The organism is Blautia sp. 1001283B150304_161114_C9 (genome assembly GCF_015668165.1).
Lineage (GTDB): Bacteria > Bacillota > Clostridia > Lachnospirales > Lachnospiraceae > Blautia_A > Blautia_A wexlerae.
Genome location: NZ_JADPGO010000010.1, coordinates 43,844 through 69,272, shown reverse-complemented (window position 1 = coordinate 69,272; position 25,429 = coordinate 43,844). Strand labels below are relative to the sequence as shown.

Below are 25,429 nucleotides of genomic sequence, written 5' to 3'. Positions count from 1 at the left end.
ACAGTTTTTTTTCGACTGTTCCTGCCTTTCTTTGCATCTGCCACGTAAGAATTTTAAAAATTTGCCGATATTTTAATGATTCTCTGTCGGTCAGTGCATAAATATATAACGTTTTGTTCCGAGCCTTTGATCCGCACACTTATACGAAGAATAAAATGCCGGATTTCTGCTTCGCAAACTTTCATTACATATACTATGCGAATCAAATCGGCAAATATCACACAAAAAATAAAATTTTTTTATTTTTTTTCAAAAACGGATGTTTTCTGATATGTCTGCGTATTTTTATCCGGATATCGACAGTCAGCTATAGCAGTCATTCCCACCAGCGCAGTCAACATAACTACTGCCACTGCGGCAGCTGCAGATTTCAGGATTCTGTGAGTCCTGTTCCAGTCATACTCAAGAATTTCAAGTTTTTCCTTTGCTGCCCTGGTGCTTCCTGTCTTTTCAGCCCTGGCTGCTTCATTGAAATCCCCTGTTTCTCTCAGTCGGGTGATCAGCCGATCATACCCCGCCCGGATCTTCTCCTCGGATTCTTCCGGAAATTCATCCCATGAGGTTTTGCCTGCTACGTTCAGCAATGCGGATTCAAGTATTTTGGTTTCAGCATCATACTGCTCTTGAAGTATTTTGTCTATCTGCTGATTTTTTGTCTGTATATCTGTTTTGTTCTTCATAATATTTAACTTTCCTTGACAATTTCTCCCCTTGGGTTCATATTAAATAGTAACGTATAGCAATTCCATAAAATAATGAATCCGGACATTTTCGCAGGATTTCACATATTCCCTGCAGTCTTTTATAGAATTGTTGTAACTATTCAGAATAAAACAGGAGGAATCTCTATGAAACATATTGTGCTCACCGGCGGCGGCACAGCCGGACATGTGACTCCGAATATTGCTCTGATCCCACGCCTTAAGGAGCTTGGATACGAAATTTCCTATATCGGATCCTACGATGGAATCGAAAAAAAACTTATTGAAGAAATGAATATTCCTTATTACGGAATCTCATCCGGAAAGCTGAGACGTTATTTTGATCTGAAAAACTTCACAGATCCATTTCGTGTACTGAAAGGATTCGGTGAGGCCAAAAAATTATTGAAACAATTAAAACCAGATGTGGTTTTCTCCAAGGGTGGCTTCGTGACTGTCCCGGTTGTAATCGCTGCCGGTCGACGTAAAATTCCTACCATCATTCATGAATCAGATATGACTCCCGGACTTGCAAATAAGATCTGCATTCCATCTGCAACAAAAGTATGCTGTAACTTCCCTGAGACTGTAAAAAGTCTTCCTGCTGACAAAGCAGTACTTACAGGTACTCCTATCCGTCAGGAATTATTAAACGGAAGTAAAGAGGCAGCCCGCGAATTCTGTGGTTTCACAGATGACAAACCGGTTCTTATGGTGATCGGCGGAAGTCTTGGTGCTGCATCTGTCAATGAAAATATCCGCAAAATCCTTCCGGAACTTTTAAAAGAGTTTCAGGTTATCCACCTGTGTGGTAAGGGAAAAATGGATGAAAGTCTCAAAGACACAAAAGGATATGTACAGTATGAATATATTAAACAGGAGCTTGCCGATCTGTTTGCTCTGTCTGATATCGTTATCTCCCGCGCAGGTGCCAATGCAATCTGTGAACTGAATGCTTTAAAAAAACCCAATCTTCTGATCCCGCTTTCTGCAAATGCCAGCCGCGGTGACCAGATCCTCAATGCACGTTCATTTGAACGTCAGGGATTCAGCATGGTACTTGAGGAAGAAGAGATTACAGAAAGCACACTTTTAAACGCAATCCGCGAACTGTACCAGAACAGAGAGTCCTATGTTCATGCCATGTCAGAAAGCAGTCATATGAATTCTATTGAAAAAATCACCGGACTGATCGAAGACTGCGTAAATAAACAGTAATCACCGGGTTATTTTCTTATATTCCCTGGCAAGCCAGCGTCTCGTCCTCATGACTCTGTTATTCACATTATTTTCTGTGATATGATAATGTCTGGCAACGAGACGCGTTGGTATGTCATATAACGTTACACTGACATAGATTTCATAATTTGTCCTGTTCTTTTCTCTCAGTTTTTCAAATATCGACTGCAGGTATCCTGCTGCCTCCAGATTCAGAACAATCTCATCTACACGATTACCTTTTCTTACCCGCATATCTGTCATTTCCAGAATCGCATCTGAGTTCGCATATTCATATTTCCTGAAGGCCTTTTTGCGATGATCGGATGCCTTATGGTAGCTGATTCTGACAATCAGATTCTCCAGTTTCTTTTCATCTGAAAAATCCACACTCCGGCCCATATGAAACAAAGTCTCAAATACATCCTGACAGACATCTTCTGCTTCGTCTTCATCGCCAAGGATAAATTTTCCAATATTGAACGCCCGAGAGCGGTATTTCCTGTAGATACTTACAAAATCTATATTCTCCATCTTTTGCAATGTGCTGTATCAGAATATCAGGACAGCTGCTCCTTTACTTTTAACAGGATTTCTTCTTTATCTGCATCACTGAGTTCACCCGGGTGCCATGTGATTCCCACCTGATCTCCTTTATATCTCGGAATCAGATGCATATGAAAATGAAATACTGTCTGCCCTGCACACTCGCCATTATTCTGTACAATATTAAATCCGTCACATTTCAGTGCTGCTGTCATTGCTGTCGCCATTTTCTTTGCAAGAATCATTGCCTTTGCAGCCATTTCATCCGATAATTCATAAATATTGGCAGCATGCGATTTCGGAAGGATCAGCGCATGTCCCTTACTCGCCGGGCCCAGGTCAAGAATTACCCTGAAATTCTCATCCTCATAAAGTGTTGCAGCAGGAATCTCTCCATTAGCGATTTTACAAAAAATACAATTTTCCATCTTTAAATCCTTCTTTCTTAAAATTCAAGATTTTGATTTGCAATAATCAGTAATACTTGTCGTTTTATTGCGAATTTTTCAGGACGAAATCAGTTGCGGCTGAAAGTTCACAATGATACACTTTTCCTGAGGTGATAATATGCAGATTGAAATAACAAAACAATCAGAAAAAGATTTTCGTTTTCTTTTATCCAGACTTTCACATGAAATCCGTAATCCGGTCACGCTGATCAACAGTGAGCTTCAGTTGATGGCTTCCTCTCACCCGGAACTGTGCAGTTACAGACAATGGGACAGTCTTATGGATAACCTTGAATATGTAAAAGAACTGCTGAAAGAACTCTCTGACTTCAGCCATGCGCAGACAGTTACTCTTGTTCCCGTAAATCCCGCGGAATTTCTGACCACTGTTTTATCCTGTCAGAAAAACACTCTGGACTATCTGGGAATCCGGCTGGAAATACATGTGGAACATACTTCTTCACCTGTTTTTCTTGACCGGATAAAAATGCGTCAGGTCATATTTAACCTGATCAAAAATTCCTGTGAAGCCATCGATCAGCCAGGCGGAAAGATTATTGTAAATCTCACCCCTGCAGATTCCGGCATCTGCATCTGTATTAAAGATAACGGATGTGGTATGACGCATAAGCAGACTGAGAACATCTTTCATCCCTTCATTACATATAAACCGGAAGGAACCGGTCTCGGGCTTGCAGTAACAGCAGAAATCATCTCTGCACACCATGGTCAGATCAGGGTTTCCAGCACTCCCGGTCAGGGTTCTGCCTTTTATATTTATCTGCCGGCATCCCCTGAATAAAGGTCGGTTATCCTGCACGCTGCGAAGGGTGATAAAGCAGAACTGCAAGCAGGAATCCACAGATAAGACCGCCTACATGTGCCGCATTGTCCACTCCTTCGCTTGTAAAACCAAAATAAAGCGAAAAAGCAGCCATGATCACTACCTGTCTGGCAGAAAGATCTTCAATATGACCTCTGCCCCTGATCACAGCATAGATCATTGCACCCATCACAGCAAACACTGCACCGGATGCACCTGCCGAAACTGCAAAATCCGCACTGTCCAATTCCAGGAACAGACACAGCAGATTTCCACCCATTCCTCCCAGAAGATAGATCAGCAGATATTTCAGTTTTCCAACTGTACGCTCCAGTCTGCCTCCAAGCACAAACAGTACCAGCATGTTATTTCCAAGATGCTGCGGTCCAAAATGAAGGAACATACTTGTAAAGATCCTATAGTATTCTCCCTGCATAATGGCGGGAGTATATGCCGCTCCGCACTGAAGCATATGCATGGTATCCTCTGATCCTCCGGTAAATTCCACTGCAGTAAAAACAAGAATATTCGCCAGAATGAGAAGCACTGTAACCGGTGCCTTTTTCAGTTCTTCCAAGTTTTACCTCTTTTCTGTTTCTTTATCTCAAAAACAATGTACCATTACTAATTGTAGCAGACCTCCTGTATTTTGTAAAAACATTTATTCCAGAAATATATATCTTGCCTGTGCAAAATCCACTTCATCTTCCGGTTCAAGCTGATATTCCTCATCCGGACGAAGTAATCTTCCATTTACAGACGTTCCGTTTCTGGAATTCATATCACTAAGGAAATAGTTTTCTTCTTTTTTTCGTATTTTTGCATGGATACGGCTTACGGTAGGCAGGCTGATCACCGCATCACAGGCAGTTTCCAACTTTCCGATCACAGTCAGATCTTCATTGAGATAAATGGTCGCCAGTTCTCCCGGTTCTTTGCTCACCAGACTTGCAGGTCCGCTTACTGTTCCGGCAGATAGTACTACTGTTTCACCATAGTCCATATGTATCCGGGATGATTCGGAAGTTTTTTGTCCACAGTCTGACATTTTCTGCCCATTCACCGGCTGACTCTGATTTGTTTGCTGATTTCTCTCCACTGTCTGGGACAGGTTTTCATATAATCTGTCCTCCCATTTCTGCTCTGACACTTTTCCTTCTGCTTCTTTCCATCCTGATCTTTTCCCTGATGTTTTCTTTTCTGTTTTATTCCATGATGGCATATTTCTTATTTTTTCTATGTGTCTCACTGTTTTTCCTGATGCATACGTCTGTTCCGGGAGATGCAAAACTTTTTTTGTCTTTATAATACGCAGGCCCAGCATGATACCCGCTATAGCTATAACAATTACACCAAGTATGGTTTCCATTTCCACATGTGGCAGATATCCCTTCAGGATAGCAGCTGCCAGTCCACAGATCAGAACAGCAGCCGGCACAATAACACCGACCGGGTTCAGTCGGCCGGGTTCTTTTGAATCTTCTCCTTCTCTTACAAATTCATTCCGGTTTTCATTATCTTCCGGGAAAGTCTCTTCTTCTGCAAACTCCATCTCCTGCTCTGTCTTTTTTGCATTTATTTTTTCTTTCTTCTCCCCATTTACATCTGAACTCTGAGTTTTATATAATTCTTCTTTAATATGCTCCAGATGAAAACTGTCTTCCATTGCTCTTTTATATACTCCATATCCAAGGATTACCGCATCCTGATCCTGATGGTCTATTTTCGGCAGAATATATTCTGTCAGAAGCTGAAACTGTTCTTTAATATCCTTCTCATATCCGGGCATCATGCAGAAATAAATCTGTCTTTTTTCAATATCTGTATAAATATATTCCGGCAACATTATAAACTGTCCGGGATTGATCAGATATTCCGCCGCATCTTCCATAGCCTTTACAAAACCACCGAAAATAAGCCTGAGATCTTCAACTCCCATCTTCTTTTCTTCATACAGCACATTCACCGCCTGTTTTGAAGTAATATCAAAATAGATAAAAAATCTGCCATCCATCCCCTGTATCCTGCACTTTAGAAGAGAGGGAATCACATTTCCCGCAAGCATCCTTACCTGATAGGAATCTGTATTGATCTCATTCTCACCATAGACAATGAGATAATTATGATTCATATCCCTCTTATATTCTGTCCGCATACTATTCTATTCCCCCATTTCTCTCAGTACCGCCTGCGCCGCCCGCAGTCTGCGAATATGTTTCACCGGATTTATCACTGCGGATTTCCCTTCTGTCCTCAAATGCCAGCTCAGATTGCCATACGACGAGATCGTGTCCAGGTCATAGGTTACCTGCACTTCTTTTCCCACATTTGTCTGAGTGCCTAAATTCTCCGCCCCGAAAAAGCCAATACTCCCCAGCTCCTCACTGCGCATCCTTGCAGTATCATATATTTCTCCGTTTTTCTTAATCCCTTCCATGCTCCCGCTTACTGCCGATTCATAAGCTGCCGCTGTCAGCCATGCCCTGTTATGTACAAAAAAGCTCAGATAGATAAGTCCCATCAACACCAGCAGGATCAACGGCATGACACAGGCAGTCTCGATTGTAAAACTTCCCTTACGAATTATACTGTATTCATTTGTTATACGAAAATTATCTTTCATATCAAAAATCCTCCCAGATATCCTGCCAGCAGAAATGGCACAAACGGTATCTCCGTACTTCCCTTTCTGCAAAATCCCATCATCATGATGCCTGACCATACTGCACTGCAGATCATTCCCATAAAAAGTGTTGAAAAAAATTCTTCCGGGTACAGCACTGTCCCCAGTGCCATAAGCAGCCAGCCATCGCCCATTCCCACAGCACCTTCTGTAAGTATGCTGATCAGCACAAAGAGAAAACCTGTCCCCACGCACATAAGAACCTCCGGAACATTTCTTCTGCTATATATTGTCCACACAGTTCCGCAGACTGCAAATATTATGATCAGTAGAAGAGAAACCTGCTTTTTTCTGATATCTATCCATGAATTTATTCCCAGAAATCCAAGTACACATATTTCTTTTACACCATTCATCTCCATATACATCTCTCCGGCAAAATTCAGCCACACCTGCTACATGCTCCCATTTCCGAAACAGAGGAAGCTTTTACCAGTCTTACCGAACGTTTCAGCCCACTGCAGGACTCCAGATTATGGTATCTGTTTCCCTGTTCCGTAACATATACCACTCCTGCCGGATTCTGATTCCTGCTGCAGATTTCACAGGCTGAATAATGCTCCCCGTACTTATTGGATGCAGATTTTGCGGAACTTCCGGGAATTTGTTTTAATGAAACATTCAGATAGCTGCAGCCCGGATTTTTATGGTACACACTGCCCGAGGCAGTTACATAAACCATCGGTTCTGTTTCTCCCTGCTCTCCTCCATTGTCAGGAAATTCGGTTCCTGTCCATGCATGGACTTTCACATGGTTATAAACTCCAACATCCGGAAGAGGTATCAGTCCACCAAAGGGTTTATACGTGTAGATATCCGGCAGCGTAATATCATCAACACTGTCCCCACCCGGAAGATACGCATACATTCCCGCCTGTTTTGCCTTCGTACACAATGCAGTCAGATGTTCCGTCTGCAGTTTATATATATCCATAAACGAAATCAGCGTAACCATTCCCAGGAAGAACAGCGGCAGTACAAGTGCTGTTTCTACTGCCAGACTTCCCTTCTTAATCTTTCCCCGAAAAGAGGTGCAGAAAGATACTTTTACAGAAGAAACTTCTCCAATATGTTCTTTTGCATTTGTCCGAAAATATTTCCGACTCTTTTGGGGGAATAAAAGATCGTAAATATTGCTTAGAGAGACTTTTCTCCTTTCATAAATTTTTTTATCTTTTTTTCCGATTTCTTCAATGCTTTGTTTTTCTTTCTGTAAAAGCATCTTTTCACACCTCTTTTCAGCAATTCATTCATAACAATACTGACGTATCACCTGAAATTCCTTTTTCCTGTTTGCTTTTACCTCCGCAAATGCCTCCAGAGCTACAACACAGGAATCCATATAAAAATTTGCCCTGCCTTTCTTTCTTATCGCATCTTCGATCATATCCATAGCTCTCATCACTTTCTTTTCCTTTGAAACAGGCAATATCAGAACCTGAAGGTAATCCTCATAGGACAATCCATGTTCATTGTTTTTCCGCATGGAATCCAGTCCTTCCATCAGACTTGAAAGATTAGACAGCGAAATCTGCCAGTCTGCGGAAGTTTTTACAAGGGGAATCTTCCCTCCTGCAAAAAGTTCTCTCACATCCAGTACGCTCTCCGCAAATGCCCAGCATAAAAGCAATGCAGACTCTATCACTACCGCTGCCGGAGGAACCAGAAATCCCGACGCAATGGCTGCAGCGAGTGCCTGTGCCTCTGTTCTTTTTACATTATCTGCCATCAAACATGCAAAGTTTACGCCTTCTCTGATGAACAAGAGCTTTGATGCCACAGATTTAAGGTTATCTATATCATTGTCTCTTCCTCCAAAAACATATTCCATCTGATATGCAAGACTTTCTTTTGACGGATCTGTGTAATTTCCCAGATGATTCATCAGATACTGCTGAAACAAAACCCCGGAAGTATAACTGCTATCTGCTGTCACTCCGTCCGGCATCTCCATTCCCTGTTGCAGCTGTCTTCCCGAAACCATTGTGTCTTTGCTGACTGTCCGGGTGGAAATTTCCCGTCCGGGTGGCAAAACCAGCTCCAGTATTCCCATTTTCATAATTCTTTTTATAATACTGATGGGATTGTCAGCCTGTGGCTGCGTCGGTGCTGGCTGGGTTGATATTTGTCCTTCCTGTTGCTGCCTGTTTTCAGCTTCCTGTGCTGCCTGCCGGCTTTTCTGAGAAGCCTGATTCATTTCTGAATCATATCTGTCGATGGAGCCTCCTGTCTCCGCCTGTTTCGCTTTCAGATCCGCCTCTTCTGTTTTTCTCTCTCGATCAGACATTTTGTTGAGAAGGAGCTGTACCCCCTGACTTCCAAGAGTTTCCTGCATATACTGCACAATCTGCTGATAAAAAACCTCTCCGCACTCATCTGTCAGAAGCCGGTAACCGGTAAGTCCGCTCTGATGCAGTTCAAGTTTCTGACTGTTCTGCTTTAACACCGGTTTCATATAGGATTCCAGATTATCGCAGATCTTTGCGAGATTAAGCTGCCCGCCTCCCATGGAACCATCCAGCGCAAACAGATCATATTCCTCAAGAAGTTTCCTGTCATACTGTCCAAATACAGAATAAAGTCCGATATCCATACTGTTGAGTATTTGGGTTCTGGCCGATGCCATACATACAGATTCTATACTTGTACATACAAGAGACAAAAGCAGACTGAGTATTAATGCAAGAAATAATGTAATGCTTCCTCTTTCCTTTCCGCAATATTTCATACAGGAAGTACACCTCCTTCTCTTTTCATCTTAAATAGAATTACTCTGTTTGGCGATCTTTGAAAGAATGCTCTGCACCAGTTCGGTCAGCTGCTCTTTGAAAATAATGACAAGCCCGATCAGGACTACAAGAATCAGAATGATCTCCACAACACCTACAGCGTCTTCTTCCTCTGCGAATCTTCGTATCAGTCCGTTTTTCTTTTTTATCTGTCTTATCAATTGTCCCATTTTTTCCCTCCATATCCAAAAGCACCCTTTACGCTGCACAGAATTTACTGCAGCACCTTATCATGTTTCTCCGTAGAAAGACATAAAAGCAGGAATCATGACAATTGCCATAACGACAATAAGCATCATGATCATCGGCACCAAAAGTTTTGTGGCTGCAGCCTCTCCAAGAACACGTGCTTTTCTCTTTCGTTCTTCCCATGCTTCGGTTGATTCTCTTTCAAGCATATCAGCCATCTGTCTGCTGCCCTTCTGGAGATTCTGGATAAGAAGCGTGGCAAATGTTTTATACTTTGCCTGACCACATCTTTCTCCAAATCTTCTGTATGCTTCACTTTCAGAAACTCCGCTTTCCATCTCATAGCAGACAATCCGTATCTCTTCATACGCAGGTCTTGGATTCCGCTTTCTCTTTCTTCCATAATCCAGAGAAATTTTCTGGAATGCCTTTCTTACAGTCATCCCGGCCTGAACCAGAAGTGTAAATTTCATGATCAGTCCCGGATAATCCATAAGAAGTTCTTCATACCGTTTCTGAAGCTGAACCTGTTCTTCTCTCCCTTTCATCACAAGAATTGCCATTGCCGCAATAAGAAACAGTCCTGTCAGAAGCATTCCGGAAGTGTCTGCCGGACTTTCCCATTTTACCTTTTTTCCATTCAGCTTATCCGGAAGATAATAATAATCCGGATCACTGCGCTGCTCGTTATACCGGGATACTGCCTCTGCAATACTTTTTTGTGCCTGTTCTTTTCTGGTCAGCTTCTTATTCTGTTTCGGTTCTTCCTCCTGCTCTTCCAGTTCCTTCTCCGGTACCTGAATGTACATGGAGACCGGTTCTTCTCCGTCAACGGATACCATAAATTCCTTCTCATATGATCCTGTATCCTCCTTTTCCAGACGGTATCCCTGAGGATACACCTGTCCACCGTTTTGCAAAGTAAGGATCATGCCCAGCAGATTTCCGGCTATCGCTACTACCGCAAAAAGTCTGATACCATCCTTCCCTCCGATTCCGGAAGATGGAATCCATCCTTTTTTCCAGCCGGTCAGTGCACACAGGATCATAACAAAAATGACAACATGTACCCACATTTGTACTGTCACACCTCAATATCTACAATCCTTCTGCCAAGCCAGTATGCCGCAGCATAAATGACAAGACAGATACTCATTGCTGCAATTCCAAAGGGATTTCCATAAAGAACACTTAAGAAGCCCGGTGAAGTCATCTGCAAGTACAGGATAATTCCCACAGGCATAAGACTCATGATCATCTGTTCTGACTTCTTTGCTGCCAGTGTAGCCTCTATCTCTTTTTTAACGTCAATCTTATCTCCAAGCATACGAGACACCTTCTGAATTACCCGGTTCATATCACCACCTGTACGCTTGGCTGTATAAAATACAGAGGCAAAATTTTCGATATCTTCTATCTGACTTCTTTCTCCAAGATCCAGAAACAGCTCTTCCAGCGGAACACTGATATGCTGCTGGCTTTCAATATAGCGAAATTCCTCCACAATATCCGTTCCCTTTCCGTAGAGTCTCTCCAAATCTCTGACACAGGTTTTTACCGCGCTTTCCACCGAATATCCGGCCTGAACCGCAACACTCAGCGAAGTAAGTGCATCCTTAAACTGATAATTCAGATTCTTCCGTCTTTCCCTGATCATACGATTTTTCTGCCATTTCAGATAAAACACAGGAACAGGAAGCATAAGAAGCAACACCCATTTACTTTTGTAAAAAAGATAATCTGCCATTATGCACAACGCCAGTGCCTGTCCCATATATTTCAGAAGTTCTTTCATAGAAAAACGATAATGATCATAATTACGTTTCTGATAAAGCTGTTCTTTTTCTTTCCCTTTCATAGTTCAATCCCCGCTCTTTCCAGTTTTTCCACATGAAGGAGGGATGCTGTCTTTACAAGACCTTTCCCTTCCTGCCATTGATACAGCGGCCGGATACGGATTTCTCCATTTTCAAAGCCGCACACCTCAGTTACTTCCAGCAATTTCCTTGATTTATCCCTCATTCTTCCCAGATGTACCAGAATATCCACTCCGGAAGCAATCTGTCTTCTGATTGCTTCCAATGGAAGATCAACACCCATCAGAACCATTGTTTCCAGACGTGAAAGCATATCTCTGGCAGAATTGGCGTGAGCAGTAGACAGCGACCCTTCATGCCCCGTATTCAATGCCTGAAGCATATCCATCGCCTCTCCGCCGCGGACTTCTCCCACTATGATTCTGTCCGGACGCATTCGTAATGCAGATTTGATCAGATCTCTGATCGTAACGGAAACTGCTCCTTCCATGTTTGCCATCTTTGCTTCCAGCCGGACCAGATTGTCAATTCCCCTGATGCGAAGTTCTGCATTATCTTCTATTGTGATCAGTCTTTCGTCCCTGGGGATATATTCCGACATTGCTGCAAGAAATGTAGTCTTTCCGCTTCCGGTTCCGCCTCCTATGACCATGGAATATCTGGCCTTCACAAGCTTCTCCAGAAATTCTGCACATTCCTGTGTGATACTTCCCAGTGCGATCAGCTTTTCCATTGTAATGGGGTGTTCAGGAAAACGCCTTATAGTGAGAATCGGACCATTTAATGCAACCGGATAAATTACAGCATTTACCCTGGAACCATTTTCCAGTCTTGCATCCACGATCGGCATGGATTCATTGATCACACGATTACATTTTCCAACAATCTGCTGGATCACATCCTCCAGTTTCTCAGCAGAAGTAAAACTTTTATGCCATTTCATAAGCTTGCCAGCCCGTTCTACAAAAATGGTATCCGGCCCGTTTACCATGATCTCAGTCACTGTCTCATCATCCACCAGTTCCTGAAGCACATCCAGTTTGCGGACAGAATAAAACAGTTCCTGACGAAGCTGTACCTTTTCTTTCAGCGCAAGACGGACATCTTTTATCTGGTTCAGAATCAGCTCATCAATTACATCAAGGATTTCTTTATCCGATAATTCTCTGGACAGATCCAGTTCTTCCATCAGCATCTGCCGCAGCTTTCTAAATACATCTTTGTTCATCCTTTTTCCCTTTACAGCATCTTTCCGGAACTTTTTTAATTTTCTTTTTTCTGGCTTTCTTTCCTCAGAAGGTTCCGCACATAATCTCCCAGTTCACTCCACATCAGCTGTTCAACATACGCAGGTGATAGACAGGTTGCCATATGAAACGGTGGATTTATCTTTTCCGTCTTTTCCAGAATCTGAGGATAATCCCAGATTCGGACCAGATTCTCAAACTGCGCAATCTTACACTGTGAAACAGCATCAGACAATACAGGCATATAAATCTTCTTACACATATCCAGCAGCTGGAAATTTTCATCAATCCCACATCCAATATCCAGCACAATCACTTCATAAGAACTGTCAAGTATAAGCATCTGAAAAAGCCGTTCCCAGTCCTGCCAGGCTGTTGTACGGATATCTGCCGGCATCTGCACAGGTGGAACATAATCCAGATTATTGATCGTCTGTATCATACTGTTCATCTTATAGAGAAGATTCTGGTTATCCTGTCTCACATAATAAAGAACATCACTCAGATTGTGGGCAAAACCTTTTCCCATCAATTCTTCAAATCCGGAATATTCTTCCATATTCAGATAAAGAACGGCTCGTTCTTTGGCAAGTATCTGTCCAAGTGTCAATGCAAAAGAGGTTTTCAGACAACGTCCCAGAGGTGAAAATATTCCAATAATTTCTGTTGTCTTTTTTAATACAGCAATCTGATCTGCCACTGTCTTTTTTTCGGCGCCATAACATGCCATCACTTCCCGGAGAACATCAGAAGAAGACTGATATTTATACACACTTGGATACTGGTCAAGTTCCGGAGGGTGTACCCCTTCCGACAAAATGATGATCTTCCCGATATCCAGATCCCGGACTTCCCGGCACATAGCCCGCCCGGAGATCAACAGCAACTCTATATGTGTTTGTTTCCCATAGGCGATCAGGTTCTCTACAGATGTAAATGCCTGTATCTCAAAGGGAATATTCTTCTTCCGATTCATATAGTCCATAAAGTTCAACGCATAATCCACTTCCAGATCGCATACTGCAAAAATATTTCTTTTCAATAGATACCTCCTGCATATAACAACACACTTATAAAAACAGGAATCGTAAAATGGAAATTTTCAGGAGCAGCAATATTTTTTCTCCGATAGGAACTAATCTTTCCCGTACCGACTGTACATTTCACATATTCAATAAAATAAAGGATACGTTCACAGAAATTGTGGTTAAAGATCAGAAGTGCGGCAGAAATACCTGCACCTGTCAGAAAAGAAATAAAGATGCATTTTATGATAGATTCACAGCCCATTATCCCTCCCAGTGCGCAGAATAATTTAATATCTCCGGCACCTATCATCCCAAAAGCAAAGAGGATCATAAGAAATAACGGCATTACGCTTCCCATTATAAAAAATCCAATTCCCGTAATATTCTTTTGCCATATACAGACAAACAGTCCCACAGACATGGAAAAAATAATCCATCCGTTATCAACTTTTGCTGTACGGATATCCATGATCATGGCAGTTCCGGCAACCGTTACAGGAAAAAGGTGAAAAAATGCATATTGCATCACCTCCAGTCTTATATTTTTCGCAACTGTTTCGATACTGTTCATACAATAGGAAACAGTCTGTCTCTTCTTTGGTATTTTAAAAAAATAAAAGTGGAATTAACCGCCGAACTGACGGGATTGAATCACCAGAAGAACTCTGGTGAGTATTATTATAGGACCGGACAATCCATTTGTCCAGTCCTATTTTTTGTCGAATTTCTAAAATATTTATAAACTTGTTACCTGTCCACACGCTGCTATCCCGAAATATACTATGCGAAGTGTATTACTGAGAACAAATTGAACAGTAACATAAACCCGGCTATAATGCACTTCACAGAAAGAATATCATGCACCTGTCAATTAGAGTTCGATTTCCTGTCTGCATCCTTCCGGTACAATGATAATACCATTTTCTGTATCTTTCACTATGCTTCCACCAGTAACATCGGCTATTTCATGAATATTTCTCAGCAGATAGGTCATACCTCCATTTTCTGCTGAAGCTTCCAGAGTGAGTTTATTTCCCTCTCTTACAGCTTTTACTGTAAAAGCTGTCTCTCCTTTACGCGTCACTACCTCACAGGATGCAGTTTCATTTACTTCATAAACCTGAATCTGTACATCTTTCTCCAGTTCATAATCAACGGTAGTATCTACAGCACCAATCGGAAGCAGAGTATTCTCTCTTACAAATACAGGCAGTGAAAAAAAATCATAATCTTCTTCATACCATCTTCCGCCTTCTTTGACTTCTCCGCTTAAAAGATGAGTCCATTTTCCTGCCGGCAGATAATATTCTGCATGACCTTCTTTGTTGAAGATTGGTGCAACCAGAATACTGTCACCTAACATATACTGCATATCCAGATATTTGGTTGCAGGATCATCGTTAAATTCCATGATCATTGCACGCATGGACGGAATACCTGTCTTGTGTGATTTTACGGCCATAGAATACAGATATGGGAGTAATCTTAATTTCAGCTTTGTAAACTTACGGCATACATCTACAGCTTCTTCATCAAACAGCCACGGTACACGATAACTCTTGGAACCATGGAGACGGCTGTGTGTGGAAAGAAGACCAAACTGCAGCCAGCGTTTGTATACATCCGGTGCTGCTGTCATTTCAAATCCGCCCATATCATGACTCCAGAAGGAAAATCCTGATAAAGTAAAGGACAGACCACCTCTTAAGCTCTCAGCCATGGAGGCATAGGTTGCAGAACAGTCACCGCCCCAGTGAACCGGGAACTGCTGTCCGCCTGCTGTCGCACTTCTTGCAAAAAGGATTGCTTCACCTTCACCTTTTACTTCCTTCAGCAGATCAAATACTGCCTTGTTGTAAAGGTACGTATAATAATTATGCATAGAAACCGGATCTGAACCGTCATAATATTTCACATCGACCGGAATTCTCTCGCCAAAGTCTGTCTTGAAACAGTCAACACCCATATCAAGCAAAGTTTTCAGCTTATTCTGATACCACTTCACTGCATCCGGATTTGTAAAGTCAACCAGGCCCATGCCAGGCTGCCAGTTGTCGATTTGCTTGATTCCTCTTCCGTCTGCACGCTGTACCAGGTATCCGTTCTTCAGACCCTCTTTAAAGAAGTTAGTTCCCTGTGCAATATATGGATTAATCCATACACAGATCTTAAGTCCTTTATCCTTATAACGTTTCAGCATTCCCGGTACATCCGGGAAGATTCTGGAATCCCATTCAAAATCACACCAGTGGAACTCTTTCATCCAGAAGCAGTCAAAATGGAATACACTCAATGGAATATCTCTGTCTGCCATTCCCTGGATAAAGGAATTGGTCGTCTCTTCATCATAGTTTGTTGTAAAGGATGTGGAAAGCCATAATCCAAAGGACCATGCAGGCGGCAATGCCGGTTTTCCTGTAAGATCTGTGTAGTTCTCAATTACACCCTTAATGTCATCTCCGTAAATAATATGATATCTGATCTCTTCACCTTTCACAGAGAATCCCACATTCTCAACCTTTTCACTTGCAACTTCGAAGGAAACATGATCACTGTGGTCTACGAATACGCCATAATGTTTGCTTGTTACATAGAATGGAATATTTTTATAAGAAATCTGAGAAGCTGTACCGCCATCTTCATTCCAGATATCAACAACCTGACCGTTCTTTACAAACGCTGTAAATCTCTCACCCAGACCATATACACATTCTCCAGGTGCAAGAGAAAGCTCTGTCACCATATATGGCTGATACTGTGCTGCCATATAGTTCGGTTCCGGGAATTTTGTCAGCGTAGCTCTGTCATATTGCATATAGCCAAGATTGCGGAATCCGATGTTTGTGAGAACTTTTCCGTCTGCTTCATATGTAATCTTAAAGTCTTTCAAGTCCACTCTTACTGTCATTCTTCCGGCTTTCATCACAGCTTCATCTTCTGTAATCTCAACCTCTGTTTCCTGTGGATCCTCATTCAGCTCATACCTTGGCTCACCTTTTACATAACCTTCATAATGATAACTTCTTACACTTATGATATCTTTACGTACAGAAATAAATTCTGTAGTGATAGTTCCAACATCCAGAGCACCGCCTCTGTCTGTGATCTGGCGGAATGGAGAAACAATTCTCATTCCTCCCGGAATTGCTTCCGCAGTAAAAGCCTGCATCGCATAGGATGCGTTTGCGCGTTCATTTTTCTCCCAGTAACCTTCTGTGAACTTCATTCCTGATCCTCCTTGCTTTTAATCTTATGATTTGCTTATTTTCCGAAATTGAAACTCTTTCAGTACCTTGCGGGATAACGGACTGCTGAATAGTTATCTGATACCAGTATACATCATGATTTTTTTTCTTACCAGCAATATAACCCAAATTTTATCTGTGCAAAAAACAAAATCTGTATATTGCATAAAAACAAAAGATTGTGGTAATATTCTTCAAAATATACACGTTCTACAAGTATATCTATTTTGGCACCAGGAGGTAAGAAAATATGTGCACAGCAGCAACTTATAAAACAAAAGATTTCTATTTCGGCAGAACCCTTGATTATGAATTTTCCTACGGTGATGAAATCACCATCACACCACGAAACTACCCATTCCATTTCCGTCATTCTGATAAAGCCCCTGACTCTCACTATGCCATCATCGGAATGGCTCATGTGGCCGGAGACTATCCACTCTACTATGATGCCATTAATGAAAAAGGTCTCGGCATGGCAGGTCTGAATTTCGTAGGAAATGCAGTCTATGCAGAACCAGTATCGGACAAAGAAAACGTAGCCCAGTTCGAATTCATCCCATGGATTCTCAGCCAGTGTGCCACCTTAAAAGAAGCCCGCCAGAGACTCTCAACTATGAATCTCACCAACACACAGTTCAGTGAGAACTTCCCATGTGCTCAGCTCCACTGGATCCTCGCAGATGCTTCCGGCTGCCTCGTTATCGAATCCATGCAGGACGGCCTCCATATCTACGAAAATCCTGTAGGGGTACTAACCAATAACCCACCCTTCCCACAGCAGATGTTCCAGCTTAACAACTACCAGTCTCTCTCCCCTCGCCAACCAGAAAACACCTTCGCTCCAGGATTAGAACTCCAATCCTACAGCCGCGGTATGGGCGCCCTCGGCCTCCCGGGAGACCTTTCCTCCGCCTCCCGCTTTGCCAAAGTTGCCTTCACAAAAATGAACTCCAGATCCGGCGACTCCGAACTCGAAAGCGTCAGCCAGTTCTTCCACATCCTCGGCTCCGTAGATCAACAGCGTGGCTGCTGCGAAGTAGCAAAAGGCAAATATGAGATCACTCTCTACACTTCCTGCTGCAACACAACAAAGGGAATTTATTATTATACCACCTATGAAAATCATCAGATCAATGCTGTCGATATGCATCGTGAAAATCTGGATACAACAGTCCTAATCCGATATCCTGTACTCGCAAAACAGAATATCTGTTTCCAGAATTAATGTGAAGCACTCTATACCTGTGGCAATTTCGACAAATATTCTTTAATTATAGCCATTGCCATTTTTCAGTTCTGTACGGTATAATAAAGACAAATTATTGGTTTCAAAAAGAGGTAATAACAATGGTACATTTTTTTGATATTACAAAGTTCAACTTATATAAAGAAGATAACCGGCGCGAAGTAAAAAAAGCAAATGGCGGCCTTCCTTCTTCTTTATGGGAGACTTACTCTGCTTTTGCAAATTGTTATGGCGGCGTAATTATTCTGGGAGTTGCCGAAAACAAAGATGGAACCTGGAGAACTACAGGTTTAAAAAGTACAGACAGGGACAAGCTGTTAAAACATTTCTGGGATACAATCAATAATCGAAAAAAGGTCAACGTAAATCTTCTATCTGATCAGGATGTAGAGATATATGAGAAGGATGAAGATACTATCATCGTGATTTATGTTCCTATGGCAAACAGAGAACAAAAACCTGTGTATATTAATGATGATATATTTGGCGGAACATTTCGAAGAAATCACGAAGGAGACTATCATTGTACCAAACTTCAGGTGAAAGCCATGCTCCGCGACCAGACAGACAACACTATGGATATGGATGTACTGGATGATGTTCCAATAAGCGACCTAAATTATGAAACCATTCAGGGATATCGCAACAGACATCGAGCCCTTAAACCTGCACATCCATTTGGCCGTTTAAATGATTCTGAATATTTACGCAGCATAGGAGCTGCTGCCATTTCCAATATTGATAAATGCCTTCATCCAACAGCTGCAGGAATGCTAATGTTTGGAGATGAATATAACATTGTACGACATTTCCCTGAATATTTTTTAGATTATCGTGAAATTCTGGATCCAACTATACGCTGGACCGATCGCTTACAGTCAAGTTCCGGTGAATGGTCCGGTAATATATGTGATTTTTACTTCCGAGTATATAATAAACTTGTTAAAGATATCAAGGTACCTTTTAAAACAATCGATGGAAACCGTATTGATGATACTCCCGTACATGAAGCATTGAGGGAAGCCCTCGCAAACTGTTTGATAAATGCAGACTTTTATGGTGTTCGAGGCATTGTAGTCCGAAAAGAAGCTGACAGAATAGTATTTGAAAATCCAGGATATTCCAGAACAGGAAAACAACAAATGAAAAAAGGGGGAATTTCTGATCCTCGCAACAAAGTACTCATGAAAATGTTTAATCTGATCAATATCGGCGAGCGTGCCGGCAGCGGAGTACCCAACATTTTTAACACATGGGAGGATCAAGGCTGGGTTGAACCAGTTATAGAAGAACAATTTGATCCAGATAGAACTCTTCTGATTCTTAGCTTCGATAAAAAACAAGCGATAAAAACAAGCGATAAAAAACAAGCGATAAAAACAAGCGATAAAAAACAAGCGAATAAATCCTGTCATAAAAAACAAAACCAAAAAACTTTGGAAAATATAGAAAAAATCAGAGAGTATTTATCTAAAAACAATATCTCAAAAACCAGTGATATTGCTGAATATATTGGATTAAGTCTTCCGCGAACCCGGGCTATTTTAAAAGAAATACCTGATGTATCTCCAATTGGAAATAATTCAAACAGAAAATGGACTCTGCAAAAATAATTTTCACCAGCCAAGAAATAAGTCAGAACATGGTACAAAGCAATAAAAGCATCTACGGAAAGCCTTCATCAGACCATCCAAAGATGCTTTTTATTGATATATTTTGTTTCTTTAAATTTCTTTATGACTCGTAACCCTAAGTCGTGCCATAGCTCTGGACAGAGCCAACTGATTCATATGATACTCCTGAATACTCTGCTTCTGTCTCATCTGCTCTTCTGCTCTCTCCTTCGCTTCCTGTGCCCTGCGGATATCAATCTCCTCAGGACTCTCTGCCGTCAGACAGAACAGCTTCACACGGTTATTGATCATCTCCACAAACCCACTGCTCACAGCCAGAACATGCTTTGTGCCATCAGCTTCCTCGAAACGCATTTCTCCCGGAATGATAGCAGCAACAATATTCTCATGCTGTGCCAGAAAGGCCTGCTCACCGTCAACAGCCGGGATTGTCAGGGTTTTGGCACGTCCTGCAAACGCCAGCTTATTACTGGCATAAATCTCAAGACCAAATGTATCTGCCATAAAATCCGCTCCTTATTCCTGACCCATCTCAGTCTTTGCTTTCTCGATGACATCCTCAATTGTACCAACATTGAAGAAAGCATTTTCCGGATACTGATCCATCTCACCATCAACGATTGCCTTGAATCCACGGATGGTTTCTTTCAGAGGAACATATTTACCCTTGATACCTGTGAAGTTCTCAGCTACATGGAACGGCTGAGAAAGGAACTTCTGGATCTTTCTTGCACGGAATACAGTGCTCTTATCCTCTTCAGAAAGCTCTTCCATACCAAGAATAGCAATGATGTCCTGAAGTTCTTTATATTTCTGAAGGATTTCCTGTACTTTACGTGCTACTTCATAATGTTCTTCACCTACAACATCCGGCTCCAGGATACGGGAAGTAGATTCCAACGGGTCAACGGCCGGATAAATACCCTGCTCTACGATCTTTCTGGAAAGAACGGTTGTTGCATCCAGATGAGCAAATGTAGTTGCAGGAGCCGGGTCAGTCAGGTCATCGGCAGGTACATAGACAGCCTGTACAGATGTTACAGAACCATCCTTAGTAGAAGCGATACGTTCCTGAAGTTCACCCATCTCAGTAGCCAGTGTTGGCTGATAACCTACGGCTGAAGGCATACGTCCAAGAAGGGCGGAAACCTCGGAACCAGCCTGTACAAAACGGAAAATATTATCAATGAAAAGAAGCACATCTCTGTGTTCCTCATCTCTGAAGTACTCAGCCATTGTCAGTCCGGTTTCAGCAACACGCATACGGGATCCCGGTGGCTCGTTCATCTGTCCGAACACTAAGGCTGTTTTTTCAAGAACACCGGACTCTTTCATTTCTGACCATAAGTCGTTACCTTCACGGGAACGCTCTCCAACACCTGTGAAAATGGAATATCCGCCATGCTCTGTGGCAATGTTCTGGATCAGCTCCTGAATCAGGACTGTCTTACCAACACCGGCACCACCGAACAGACCGATCTTACCACCTTTTGCATATGGTGCAAGAAGGTCGATAACCTTAATACCTGTTTCCAGGATTTCTACAGCCGGTTTCTGATGTTCGAAATCCGGCGGATCTCTGTGGATGACCCATTTCTGTTCTCCCTCAAGGGAAGGACCGTCATCTACTGTATCACCAAGTACGTTAAATAAACGTCCCAGTGTCTTATCACCTACAGGAACCTTAATGCCGCTTCCTGTGGCGATGACTTCTCTGTCACGCTGTAAGCCTTCGCTTGCGCTCAGCATAATGCAGCGTACCATATTGTTTCCCAGATGATGGGAAACTTCCATTACACATCTTTTACCGTTGTTCTCTACCTCAAGGGCATCCTTGATCTCAGGAAGATTTCCATCTTCAAAAACAACGTCTACAACAGGTCCCATAACCTGTACAATTTTACCTTTGTTCATCGTCGTCACTTCCTTTTTTGTGCTTTTGCACCGCTGACAATCTCAGTGATTTCCTGTGTGATGGCAGCCTGACGCGCACGGTTATACTCAATGGATAACTCCCTGAGCATCTTCTTTGCACTGTCCGTAGAGGACTGCATTGCCATCATTCTGGCATTATTTTCACTGGCATAGGCTTCTACAAGACATCCATAGATCAGACCAGTCAGGTAATTTGGGATCATGGTATTCAGAAGTACATCGGCTGATGGTGACAGCACGATTTCCTCCTGTGGCATGTCCGCAAGCATTGCCTGATTTGGCAGGAACTCTGCTTTCTTCAATGGAAGAAGCTGCATATTCACCGGCTCCATGGCAACTGCACTCTGCATCTCCGTATAGAAAATACGGACTTCGTCCAGTTCTCTGTCCAAGAACGCTCTGACAATCTCCTCTGAGATCAGACGCGCTCTGTGCATGGTCGGTTTCTGTACTGTATATGGAAAGTTCTCTGCGATATCCATATGTTTCTTCGTGAAATACTGACGGCCTACCATACCCAGCACATAAAGCTTGCAGTGCTCATGCTCTGCCATAAACTGTTCTGTCATTTTCTGGATATTATGGTTATAGGCACCTGCCATACCCTTATCACCGGTAACTACGATACAGCCGATCTTACGGTCTTCCTCCGCAATCTTATGACGGATACTGAAAAAAGGATGCTCTGTATCCGGCATATGACGCAGGATTCGGGAAATTGCTGCCTGCATATTATAGTAATACGGCTCTGTATCGGACAGGATTCTTTTGGCCTTCTGCATCTTGGATGAAGAGATCATATACATGGCATTGGTGATCTTCATGGTGTCCTGAATGCTTTTCATTCGAGTCTGAATCTCTTTCGTACTGCCCATATCAACACCTACCTGCTCTTATCTGCAAATTCTTCTGCCACTTTCACGATCTTTTCTGCCAGTTCATCCGGAAGCTGTCTCTTCTCCTCGATCTCTCTTCCGATTTCCGGATAAGCACTGTCAAAGTAGTCCAGCATATCTCTCTGATACTTCTTCATCTTCTTGGTTTCCACGTGCATCATTGCCTTGTGTGTTGCCGCACAAAGAGTGATGACCTGCTCATGAAGACTTAACGGGCTTGAAAGCGGCTGTTTCAGAAGTTCCATAAGTCCACTTCCGTATTTCAACTGCTGAGTTGTAGCCTCGTCCAGATCAGAACTGAACTGTGTAAAGATTTCCATCTCACGATACTGAGCCAGATCGATACGGACACTTCCTGCTGCTTTCTTCATGGCTTTTGCCTGTGCAGCACCACCAACTCGGGATACGGAAAGACCTACGTTAACCGCCGGACGCATACCGGAGTTAAACAGGTCACTCTCCAGGAAAATCTGACCATCTGTGATGGAAATAACGTTTGTAGGAATATATGCGGAAAGGTCACCTGCCTGTGTCTCAATGATAGGAAGTGCAGTGATAGAACCACCGCCGGCCTTTTCATTCAGACGGCTGGAACGCTCCAGTAATCTGGAATGGAGATAGAATACATCTCCAGGATAAGCCTCACGTCCCGGTGAACGTTCCAGAAGCAATGACAGTGCACGATATGCAACTGCATGCTTGGATAAATCATCATAAACCATTAATACATCTTTTCCCTTATACATGAAGTACTCAGCAAGTGCAGTACCTGCATAAGGAACAATATACTGAAGCGGTGCACAGTCACTGGCTGTAGAGGAGAATACTGTTGTATAGTCCATAGCACCGTGTTTCTCCAGAGTAGATACAATCTTAGCTACTGTAGAAGCTTTCTGTCCGATTGCAACATAGATACAGATTACATCTTTGCCTTTCTGGTTCAGAATGGTATCCAGTGCAACAGAAGTCTTACCTGTCTGTCTGTCACCGATGATCAGCTCACGCTGGCCACGGCCGATCGGGAACATGGAGTCAATGGAAAGAATACCTGTTTCCAGAGGAACTGTTACAGATTTTCTGTCAATAATTCCAGGTGCCGGATTCTCCACCGGACGATACCCGTCTGCCTTGATCTCACCTTTACCATCGATCGGCGCTCCCAGAGCGTTTACGATCCTTCCGATAAAAGCGTCACCTACAGGCACACCTGCCTGCTTCTGGGTTCTTGCTACCTTTGTTCCTTCTTTGATTCCTGTATCTTTACCGAACAGGATACATCCGATGCTGTTTGCACGGATATCCTGAACCATACCTTTCAGACCATTCTCAAAGGTTACAACCTCGCCATACATAGCATGATCAATACCATGTACCGTGGCGATACCATCTCCGACGGAGATGACTGTTCCTACTTCCTGGTCCTTGCTGATTTCGTCATAATTCTTAATTTCTTCTTTCAGAATCGAAATGATTTCATCTGGATTCATTGCAGCCAACTTTTATTCACCTCCGTGTCAATTTCTGTCTTAAATTGTTATAACGTCCGCGGAGACTCCAGTCGAACTCTTTGTCTCCGGCAGAAAGAATGAAGCCTCCGATCAAAGATTTGTCTTCTCTGAGAGTAAGGATTACTTCCTTTGCTCCAAATTCCCTGCGAAGGAAATCTTCCATCTTCTCTTTCTGGGCTTCTTCCGGTTTTGTTACATATGTGAGAACAGCTTTCAGAATTCCTTTCTGCTTGCGGCTGTAATTGCCATATGCTTCCAGGATATCATAAATGCTGCTGATTTTCTGATATTTACAGGTCACCTTCAGGAAATTTTTCATCTCCTGTGGGAAGACTCTGTCAATTACATGTTCTTTTTCTTTTAAAGAAACCAGTGGATTCTCAAGGGCACCTTTTAACTGCGGGGTACCCCTGAAAATCTTTTCTGTCTCCAAAACAGCTTCTTCCGGGACAGAAAGCTCATATAATGCTTTTGCATAATTAATGCTTGTTTCCGTCATTGGAATCACCTGCCTCTTTTATAAACTGGTCATAAAGGGACAAATCCTGCTGACTGCTGTTTTTCTCTCCCATGATCTTTGAGGCTGCATCCAGCGCGATCTCTGCCACTCTGCTTTCCATAGCCTTCATAGCATTTTCCTGCTCTGTCCTGATATCTGCCTTTGCTTTGTCAAGCATTGCACCAGCCTGTGTGTTTGCATCTTTTACAATACGCTCAGCCTGTACTTTTGCCTCATCCTTTGCCTGGTTTACAATACGCATGGATTCGTCTTTCGCAGATTTCAGTGCATCTTCATATTTGCCTTTCAGTTCATATGCCTGTTCTTCTGTATCTTTGGCACTTGCGAACTGCTGGTCGATCATGTTTTTTCTCTGCTCCATCACATTGAGGATCGGACCAAATAAGAACTTTTTCATTAAAAGATAAAGAACAATCAGGTTAATAATTGTAAAGACCAGGTTGATGTTAATCTCAATCACCTGTCCCACCTGCCTTTCTTAGTTATTCTTTATCCATCAATTAGCCAAGCATGATAACGATCAGAAGACCGATAACGAAACCGTAAATAGCTGTTGCCTCGGCAAGGGCACATCCTAAAAGAAGGGATTTGCTGATCTTGCTTTCTGCTTCCGGCTGTCTTGCGATTGCTTCTACTGCTTTGGATGTTGCCATACCAATACCGATACCAGCGCCAATACCTGTTAAAACTGCGATTCCTGCTCCAATAGCTACTAACATAACTTTTTCCTCCTGTTGTTTAACTGAAATAAACTAAATATTACAAATCTTTCTTCACAATATGCTATCCTGTCGATATTCCGATGAAATCATTTGATGCCTGTGCAACAGATGTCTGTACCAACGGCTGTTTATGACCGTTATGACCCACCGAATATCCGGACAGCATTTAAGTGCTGTTCATAACTGCTGTCTTATCCCTTATGTCCCGCGTCTCAGGTCTTATATAGGTG

27 protein-coding genes are annotated in these 25,429 nt (G+C 42.5%); 4 read left to right on the top strand and 23 right to left on the bottom strand.

Annotation, left to right across the window (positions count from 1 at the left end; translation table 11 throughout):
* Window positions 1-239 precede the first annotated feature (239 nt).
* A complete protein-coding gene (locus I4V44_RS07245) occupies window positions 240-680 on the bottom strand; it encodes a hypothetical protein (RefSeq protein ID WP_055053367.1) in 441 nt (146 codons plus the stop codon).
* 168 nt (window positions 681-848) lie between these two features.
* Here I4V44_RS07245 and I4V44_RS07240 point away from each other — a divergent pair, with 168 nt between their 5' ends.
* Window positions 849-1,919 carry an undecaprenyldiphospho-muramoylpentapeptide beta-N-acetylglucosaminyltransferase gene (locus I4V44_RS07240; RefSeq protein ID WP_008706972.1) on the top strand — a complete coding sequence of 357 codons (1,071 nt, stop codon included), beginning with the start codon at window positions 849-851 and terminating at the stop codon, window positions 1,917-1,919.
* Here the strand turns inward: I4V44_RS07240 and I4V44_RS07235 are convergent, their stop codons facing one another.
* Together I4V44_RS07235 and I4V44_RS07230 are read right to left on the bottom strand one after the other, a co-directional pair.
* The gene (locus I4V44_RS07235) at window positions 1,920-2,453 is read right to left on the bottom strand and encodes an RNA polymerase sigma factor (RefSeq protein WP_008706973.1); all 534 of its coding nucleotides are present in this window, start codon (window positions 2,451-2,453) and stop codon (window positions 1,920-1,922) included.
* Between the two features lie 26 nt (window positions 2,454-2,479).
* Window positions 2,480-2,893, bottom strand: coding sequence for an HIT family protein (locus I4V44_RS07230; protein ID WP_025578568.1), 414 nt, complete (start codon window positions 2,891-2,893; stop codon window positions 2,480-2,482).
* A gap of 139 nt (window positions 2,894-3,032) precedes the next feature.
* Here I4V44_RS07230 and I4V44_RS07225 point away from each other — a divergent pair, with 139 nt between their 5' ends.
* Window positions 3,033-3,716: a sensor histidine kinase gene (locus I4V44_RS07225; protein WP_008706975.1), complete on the top strand. Its 684-nt coding sequence runs from the start codon at window positions 3,033-3,035 to the stop codon at window positions 3,714-3,716.
* A 7-nt stretch (window positions 3,717-3,723) separates the two neighbouring features.
* Here I4V44_RS07225 and I4V44_RS07220 read toward each other — a convergent pair whose 3' ends face one another.
* From I4V44_RS07220 to yicI, 13 genes are all read right to left on the bottom strand, one after another.
* Window positions 3,724-4,314, bottom strand: coding sequence for a rhomboid family intramembrane serine protease (locus tag I4V44_RS07220; protein ID WP_020993258.1), 591 nt, complete (start codon window positions 4,312-4,314; stop codon window positions 3,724-3,726).
* 84 nt (window positions 4,315-4,398) lie between these two features.
* Complete coding sequence (locus I4V44_RS07215; protein WP_207744236.1) at window positions 4,399-5,868, bottom strand: DUF6382 domain-containing protein; 1,470 nt, start codon at window positions 5,866-5,868, stop codon at window positions 4,399-4,401.
* A 30-nt stretch (window positions 5,869-5,898) separates the two neighbouring features.
* A complete protein-coding gene (locus I4V44_RS07210; protein ID WP_196002529.1) occupies window positions 5,899-6,360 on the bottom strand; it encodes a TadE family protein in 462 nt (153 codons plus the stop codon).
* Window positions 6,357-6,812 carry a prepilin peptidase gene (locus tag I4V44_RS07205; RefSeq protein ID WP_082809048.1) on the bottom strand — a complete coding sequence of 152 codons (456 nt, stop codon included), beginning with the start codon at window positions 6,810-6,812 and terminating at the stop codon, window positions 6,357-6,359. The genes I4V44_RS07210 and I4V44_RS07205 overlap by 4 nt, the downstream gene beginning before the upstream one ends.
* The gene (locus I4V44_RS07200; RefSeq protein ID WP_025578561.1) at window positions 6,803-7,642 is read right to left on the bottom strand and encodes a TadE family protein; all 840 of its coding nucleotides are present in this window, start codon (window positions 7,640-7,642) and stop codon (window positions 6,803-6,805) included. The genes I4V44_RS07205 and I4V44_RS07200 overlap by 10 nt, the downstream gene beginning before the upstream one ends.
* 24 nt (window positions 7,643-7,666) lie before the next feature.
* Complete coding sequence (locus I4V44_RS07195) at window positions 7,667-9,148, bottom strand: DUF5702 domain-containing protein (RefSeq protein WP_055199837.1); 1,482 nt, start codon at window positions 9,146-9,148, stop codon at window positions 7,667-7,669.
* 30 nt (window positions 9,149-9,178) lie between these two features.
* A complete protein-coding gene (locus I4V44_RS07190; protein ID WP_020993262.1) occupies window positions 9,179-9,379 on the bottom strand; it encodes a Flp1 family type IVb pilin in 201 nt (66 codons plus the stop codon).
* A gap of 60 nt (window positions 9,380-9,439) precedes the next feature.
* Window positions 9,440-10,474: a type II secretion system F family protein gene (locus I4V44_RS07185; protein ID WP_020993263.1), complete on the bottom strand. Its 1,035-nt coding sequence runs from the start codon at window positions 10,472-10,474 to the stop codon at window positions 9,440-9,442.
* 8 nt (window positions 10,475-10,482) lie between these two features.
* The gene (locus I4V44_RS07180; RefSeq protein ID WP_008706986.1) at window positions 10,483-11,256 is read right to left on the bottom strand and encodes a type II secretion system F family protein; all 774 of its coding nucleotides are present in this window, start codon (window positions 11,254-11,256) and stop codon (window positions 10,483-10,485) included.
* Window positions 11,253-12,443, bottom strand: coding sequence for a CpaF family protein (locus tag I4V44_RS07175; RefSeq protein ID WP_008706987.1), 1,191 nt, complete (start codon window positions 12,441-12,443; stop codon window positions 11,253-11,255). Before I4V44_RS07175 ends, I4V44_RS07180 begins: the two co-directional genes overlap by 4 nt.
* Window positions 12,444-12,478: 35 nt before the next feature.
* The gene (locus I4V44_RS07170) at window positions 12,479-13,504 is read right to left on the bottom strand and encodes a hypothetical protein (protein ID WP_243280226.1); all 1,026 of its coding nucleotides are present in this window, start codon (window positions 13,502-13,504) and stop codon (window positions 12,479-12,481) included.
* Entirely contained in the window at window positions 13,501-14,061 is a 561-nt protein-coding gene (locus I4V44_RS07165) for a prepilin peptidase (protein ID WP_242971736.1), read from the bottom strand. The genes I4V44_RS07170 and I4V44_RS07165 overlap by 4 nt, the downstream gene beginning before the upstream one ends.
* Window positions 14,062-14,361: 300 nt before the next feature.
* Window positions 14,362-16,716 carry an alpha-xylosidase gene (gene yicI / locus I4V44_RS07160; protein WP_062807082.1) on the bottom strand — a complete coding sequence of 785 codons (2,355 nt, stop codon included), beginning with the start codon at window positions 16,714-16,716 and terminating at the stop codon, window positions 14,362-14,364.
* 269 nt (window positions 16,717-16,985) lie between these two features.
* On the opposite strand from yicI, the gene bsh reads away from it, so the two are divergent.
* Both bsh and I4V44_RS07150 read left to right on the top strand, forming a co-directional pair.
* Complete coding sequence (gene bsh / locus I4V44_RS07155; protein ID WP_008706993.1) at window positions 16,986-17,963, top strand: choloylglycine hydrolase; 978 nt, start codon at window positions 16,986-16,988, stop codon at window positions 17,961-17,963.
* A gap of 122 nt (window positions 17,964-18,085) precedes the next feature.
* Window positions 18,086-19,597: an ATP-binding protein gene (locus I4V44_RS07150; protein WP_008706995.1), complete on the top strand. Its 1,512-nt coding sequence runs from the start codon at window positions 18,086-18,088 to the stop codon at window positions 19,595-19,597.
* 111 nt (window positions 19,598-19,708) lie between these two features.
* Here I4V44_RS07150 and atpC read toward each other — a convergent pair whose 3' ends face one another.
* Genes atpC through atpE form a run of 7 tightly spaced genes read right to left on the bottom strand, consistent with a single transcriptional unit; the run spans window position 19,709 to window position 25,196 of the window.
* Entirely contained in the window at window positions 19,709-20,122 is a 414-nt protein-coding gene (gene atpC / locus I4V44_RS07145; protein ID WP_008706997.1) for an ATP synthase F1 subunit epsilon, read from the bottom strand.
* Between the two features lie 12 nt (window positions 20,123-20,134).
* Window positions 20,135-21,532 carry a F0F1 ATP synthase subunit beta gene (gene atpD, locus I4V44_RS07140; RefSeq protein ID WP_008706999.1) on the bottom strand — a complete coding sequence of 466 codons (1,398 nt, stop codon included), beginning with the start codon at window positions 21,530-21,532 and terminating at the stop codon, window positions 20,135-20,137.
* A gap of 5 nt (window positions 21,533-21,537) precedes the next feature.
* The gene (gene atpG, locus I4V44_RS07135; protein ID WP_008707001.1) at window positions 21,538-22,428 is read right to left on the bottom strand and encodes an ATP synthase F1 subunit gamma; all 891 of its coding nucleotides are present in this window, start codon (window positions 22,426-22,428) and stop codon (window positions 21,538-21,540) included.
* Window positions 22,429-22,436: 8 nt separating this feature from the next.
* Window positions 22,437-23,936, bottom strand: coding sequence for a F0F1 ATP synthase subunit alpha (atpA, locus tag I4V44_RS07130; protein ID WP_055057703.1), 1,500 nt, complete (start codon window positions 23,934-23,936; stop codon window positions 22,437-22,439).
* A 16-nt stretch (window positions 23,937-23,952) separates the two neighbouring features.
* On the bottom strand, window positions 23,953-24,456 hold the full coding sequence (gene atpH, locus I4V44_RS07125; protein WP_008707004.1) for an ATP synthase F1 subunit delta: 504 nt from the start codon (window positions 24,454-24,456) through the stop codon (window positions 23,953-23,955).
* The gene (gene atpF / locus I4V44_RS07120) at window positions 24,437-24,937 is read right to left on the bottom strand and encodes a F0F1 ATP synthase subunit B (RefSeq protein WP_020993266.1); all 501 of its coding nucleotides are present in this window, start codon (window positions 24,935-24,937) and stop codon (window positions 24,437-24,439) included. Before atpF ends, atpH begins: the two co-directional genes overlap by 20 nt.
* A 40-nt stretch (window positions 24,938-24,977) precedes the next feature.
* Complete coding sequence (gene atpE / locus I4V44_RS07115; RefSeq protein ID WP_008707007.1) at window positions 24,978-25,196, bottom strand: ATP synthase F0 subunit C; 219 nt, start codon at window positions 25,194-25,196, stop codon at window positions 24,978-24,980.
* Window positions 25,197-25,429: the final 233 nt, after the last annotated feature.

Bases quoted from the DNA above. Each gene is read 5' to 3' on its own strand.
- I4V44_RS07240 (WP_008706972.1), top strand. From the start codon at position 849: ATGAAACATATTGTGCTCACCGGCGGCGGCACAGCCGGACATGTGACT.
- bsh (WP_008706993.1), top strand. From the start codon at position 16,986: ATGTGCACAGCAGCAACTTATAAAACAAAAGATTTCTATTTCGGCAGA.
- I4V44_RS07190 (WP_020993262.1), bottom strand. From the start codon at position 9,379: ATGGGACAATTGATAAGACAGATAAAAAAGAAAAACGGACTGATACGA.
- atpH (WP_008707004.1), bottom strand. From the start codon at position 24,456: ATGACGGAAACAAGCATTAATTATGCAAAAGCATTATATGAGCTTTCT.
- I4V44_RS07230 (WP_025578568.1), bottom strand. From the start codon at position 2,893: ATGGAAAATTGTATTTTTTGTAAAATCGCTAATGGAGAGATTCCTGCT.
- atpD (WP_008706999.1), bottom strand. From the start codon at position 21,532: ATGAACAAAGGTAAAATTGTACAGGTTATGGGACCTGTTGTAGACGTT.
- atpE (WP_008707007.1), bottom strand. From the start codon at position 25,196: ATGTTAGTAGCTATTGGAGCAGGAATCGCAGTTTTAACAGGTATTGGC.
- I4V44_RS07150 (WP_008706995.1), top strand. From the start codon at position 18,086: ATGGTACATTTTTTTGATATTACAAAGTTCAACTTATATAAAGAAGAT.
- I4V44_RS07165 (WP_242971736.1), bottom strand. From the start codon at position 14,061: ATGAACAGTATCGAAACAGTTGCGAAAAATATAAGACTGGAGGTGATG.
- I4V44_RS07245 (WP_055053367.1), bottom strand. From the start codon at position 680: ATGAAGAACAAAACAGATATACAGACAAAAAATCAGCAGATAGACAAA.
- I4V44_RS07180 (WP_008706986.1), bottom strand. From the start codon at position 11,256: ATGAAAGGGAAAGAAAAAGAACAGCTTTATCAGAAACGTAATTATGAT.
- I4V44_RS07215 (WP_207744236.1), bottom strand. From the start codon at position 5,868: ATGAATCATAATTATCTCATTGTCTATGGTGAGAATGAGATCAATACA.
- I4V44_RS07175 (WP_008706987.1), bottom strand. From the start codon at position 12,443: ATGAACAAAGATGTATTTAGAAAGCTGCGGCAGATGCTGATGGAAGAA.
- I4V44_RS07235 (WP_008706973.1), bottom strand. From the start codon at position 2,453: ATGGAGAATATAGATTTTGTAAGTATCTACAGGAAATACCGCTCTCGG.
- atpC (WP_008706997.1), bottom strand. From the start codon at position 20,122: ATGGCAGATACATTTGGTCTTGAGATTTATGCCAGTAATAAGCTGGCG.
- I4V44_RS07185 (WP_020993263.1), bottom strand. From the start codon at position 10,474: ATGTGGGTACATGTTGTCATTTTTGTTATGATCCTGTGTGCACTGACC.
- atpG (WP_008707001.1), bottom strand. From the start codon at position 22,428: ATGGGCAGTACGAAAGAGATTCAGACTCGAATGAAAAGCATTCAGGAC.
- I4V44_RS07210 (WP_196002529.1), bottom strand. From the start codon at position 6,360: ATGAAAGATAATTTTCGTATAACAAATGAATACAGTATAATTCGTAAG.
- I4V44_RS07200 (WP_025578561.1), bottom strand. From the start codon at position 7,642: ATGCTTTTACAGAAAGAAAAACAAAGCATTGAAGAAATCGGAAAAAAA.
- I4V44_RS07195 (WP_055199837.1), bottom strand. From the start codon at position 9,148: ATGAAATATTGCGGAAAGGAAAGAGGAAGCATTACATTATTTCTTGCA.
- atpA (WP_055057703.1), bottom strand. From the start codon at position 23,936: ATGAATCCAGATGAAATCATTTCGATTCTGAAAGAAGAAATTAAGAAT.
- I4V44_RS07225 (WP_008706975.1), top strand. From the start codon at position 3,033: ATGCAGATTGAAATAACAAAACAATCAGAAAAAGATTTTCGTTTTCTT.
- yicI (WP_062807082.1), bottom strand. From the start codon at position 16,716: ATGAAGTTCACAGAAGGTTACTGGGAGAAAAATGAACGCGCAAACGCA.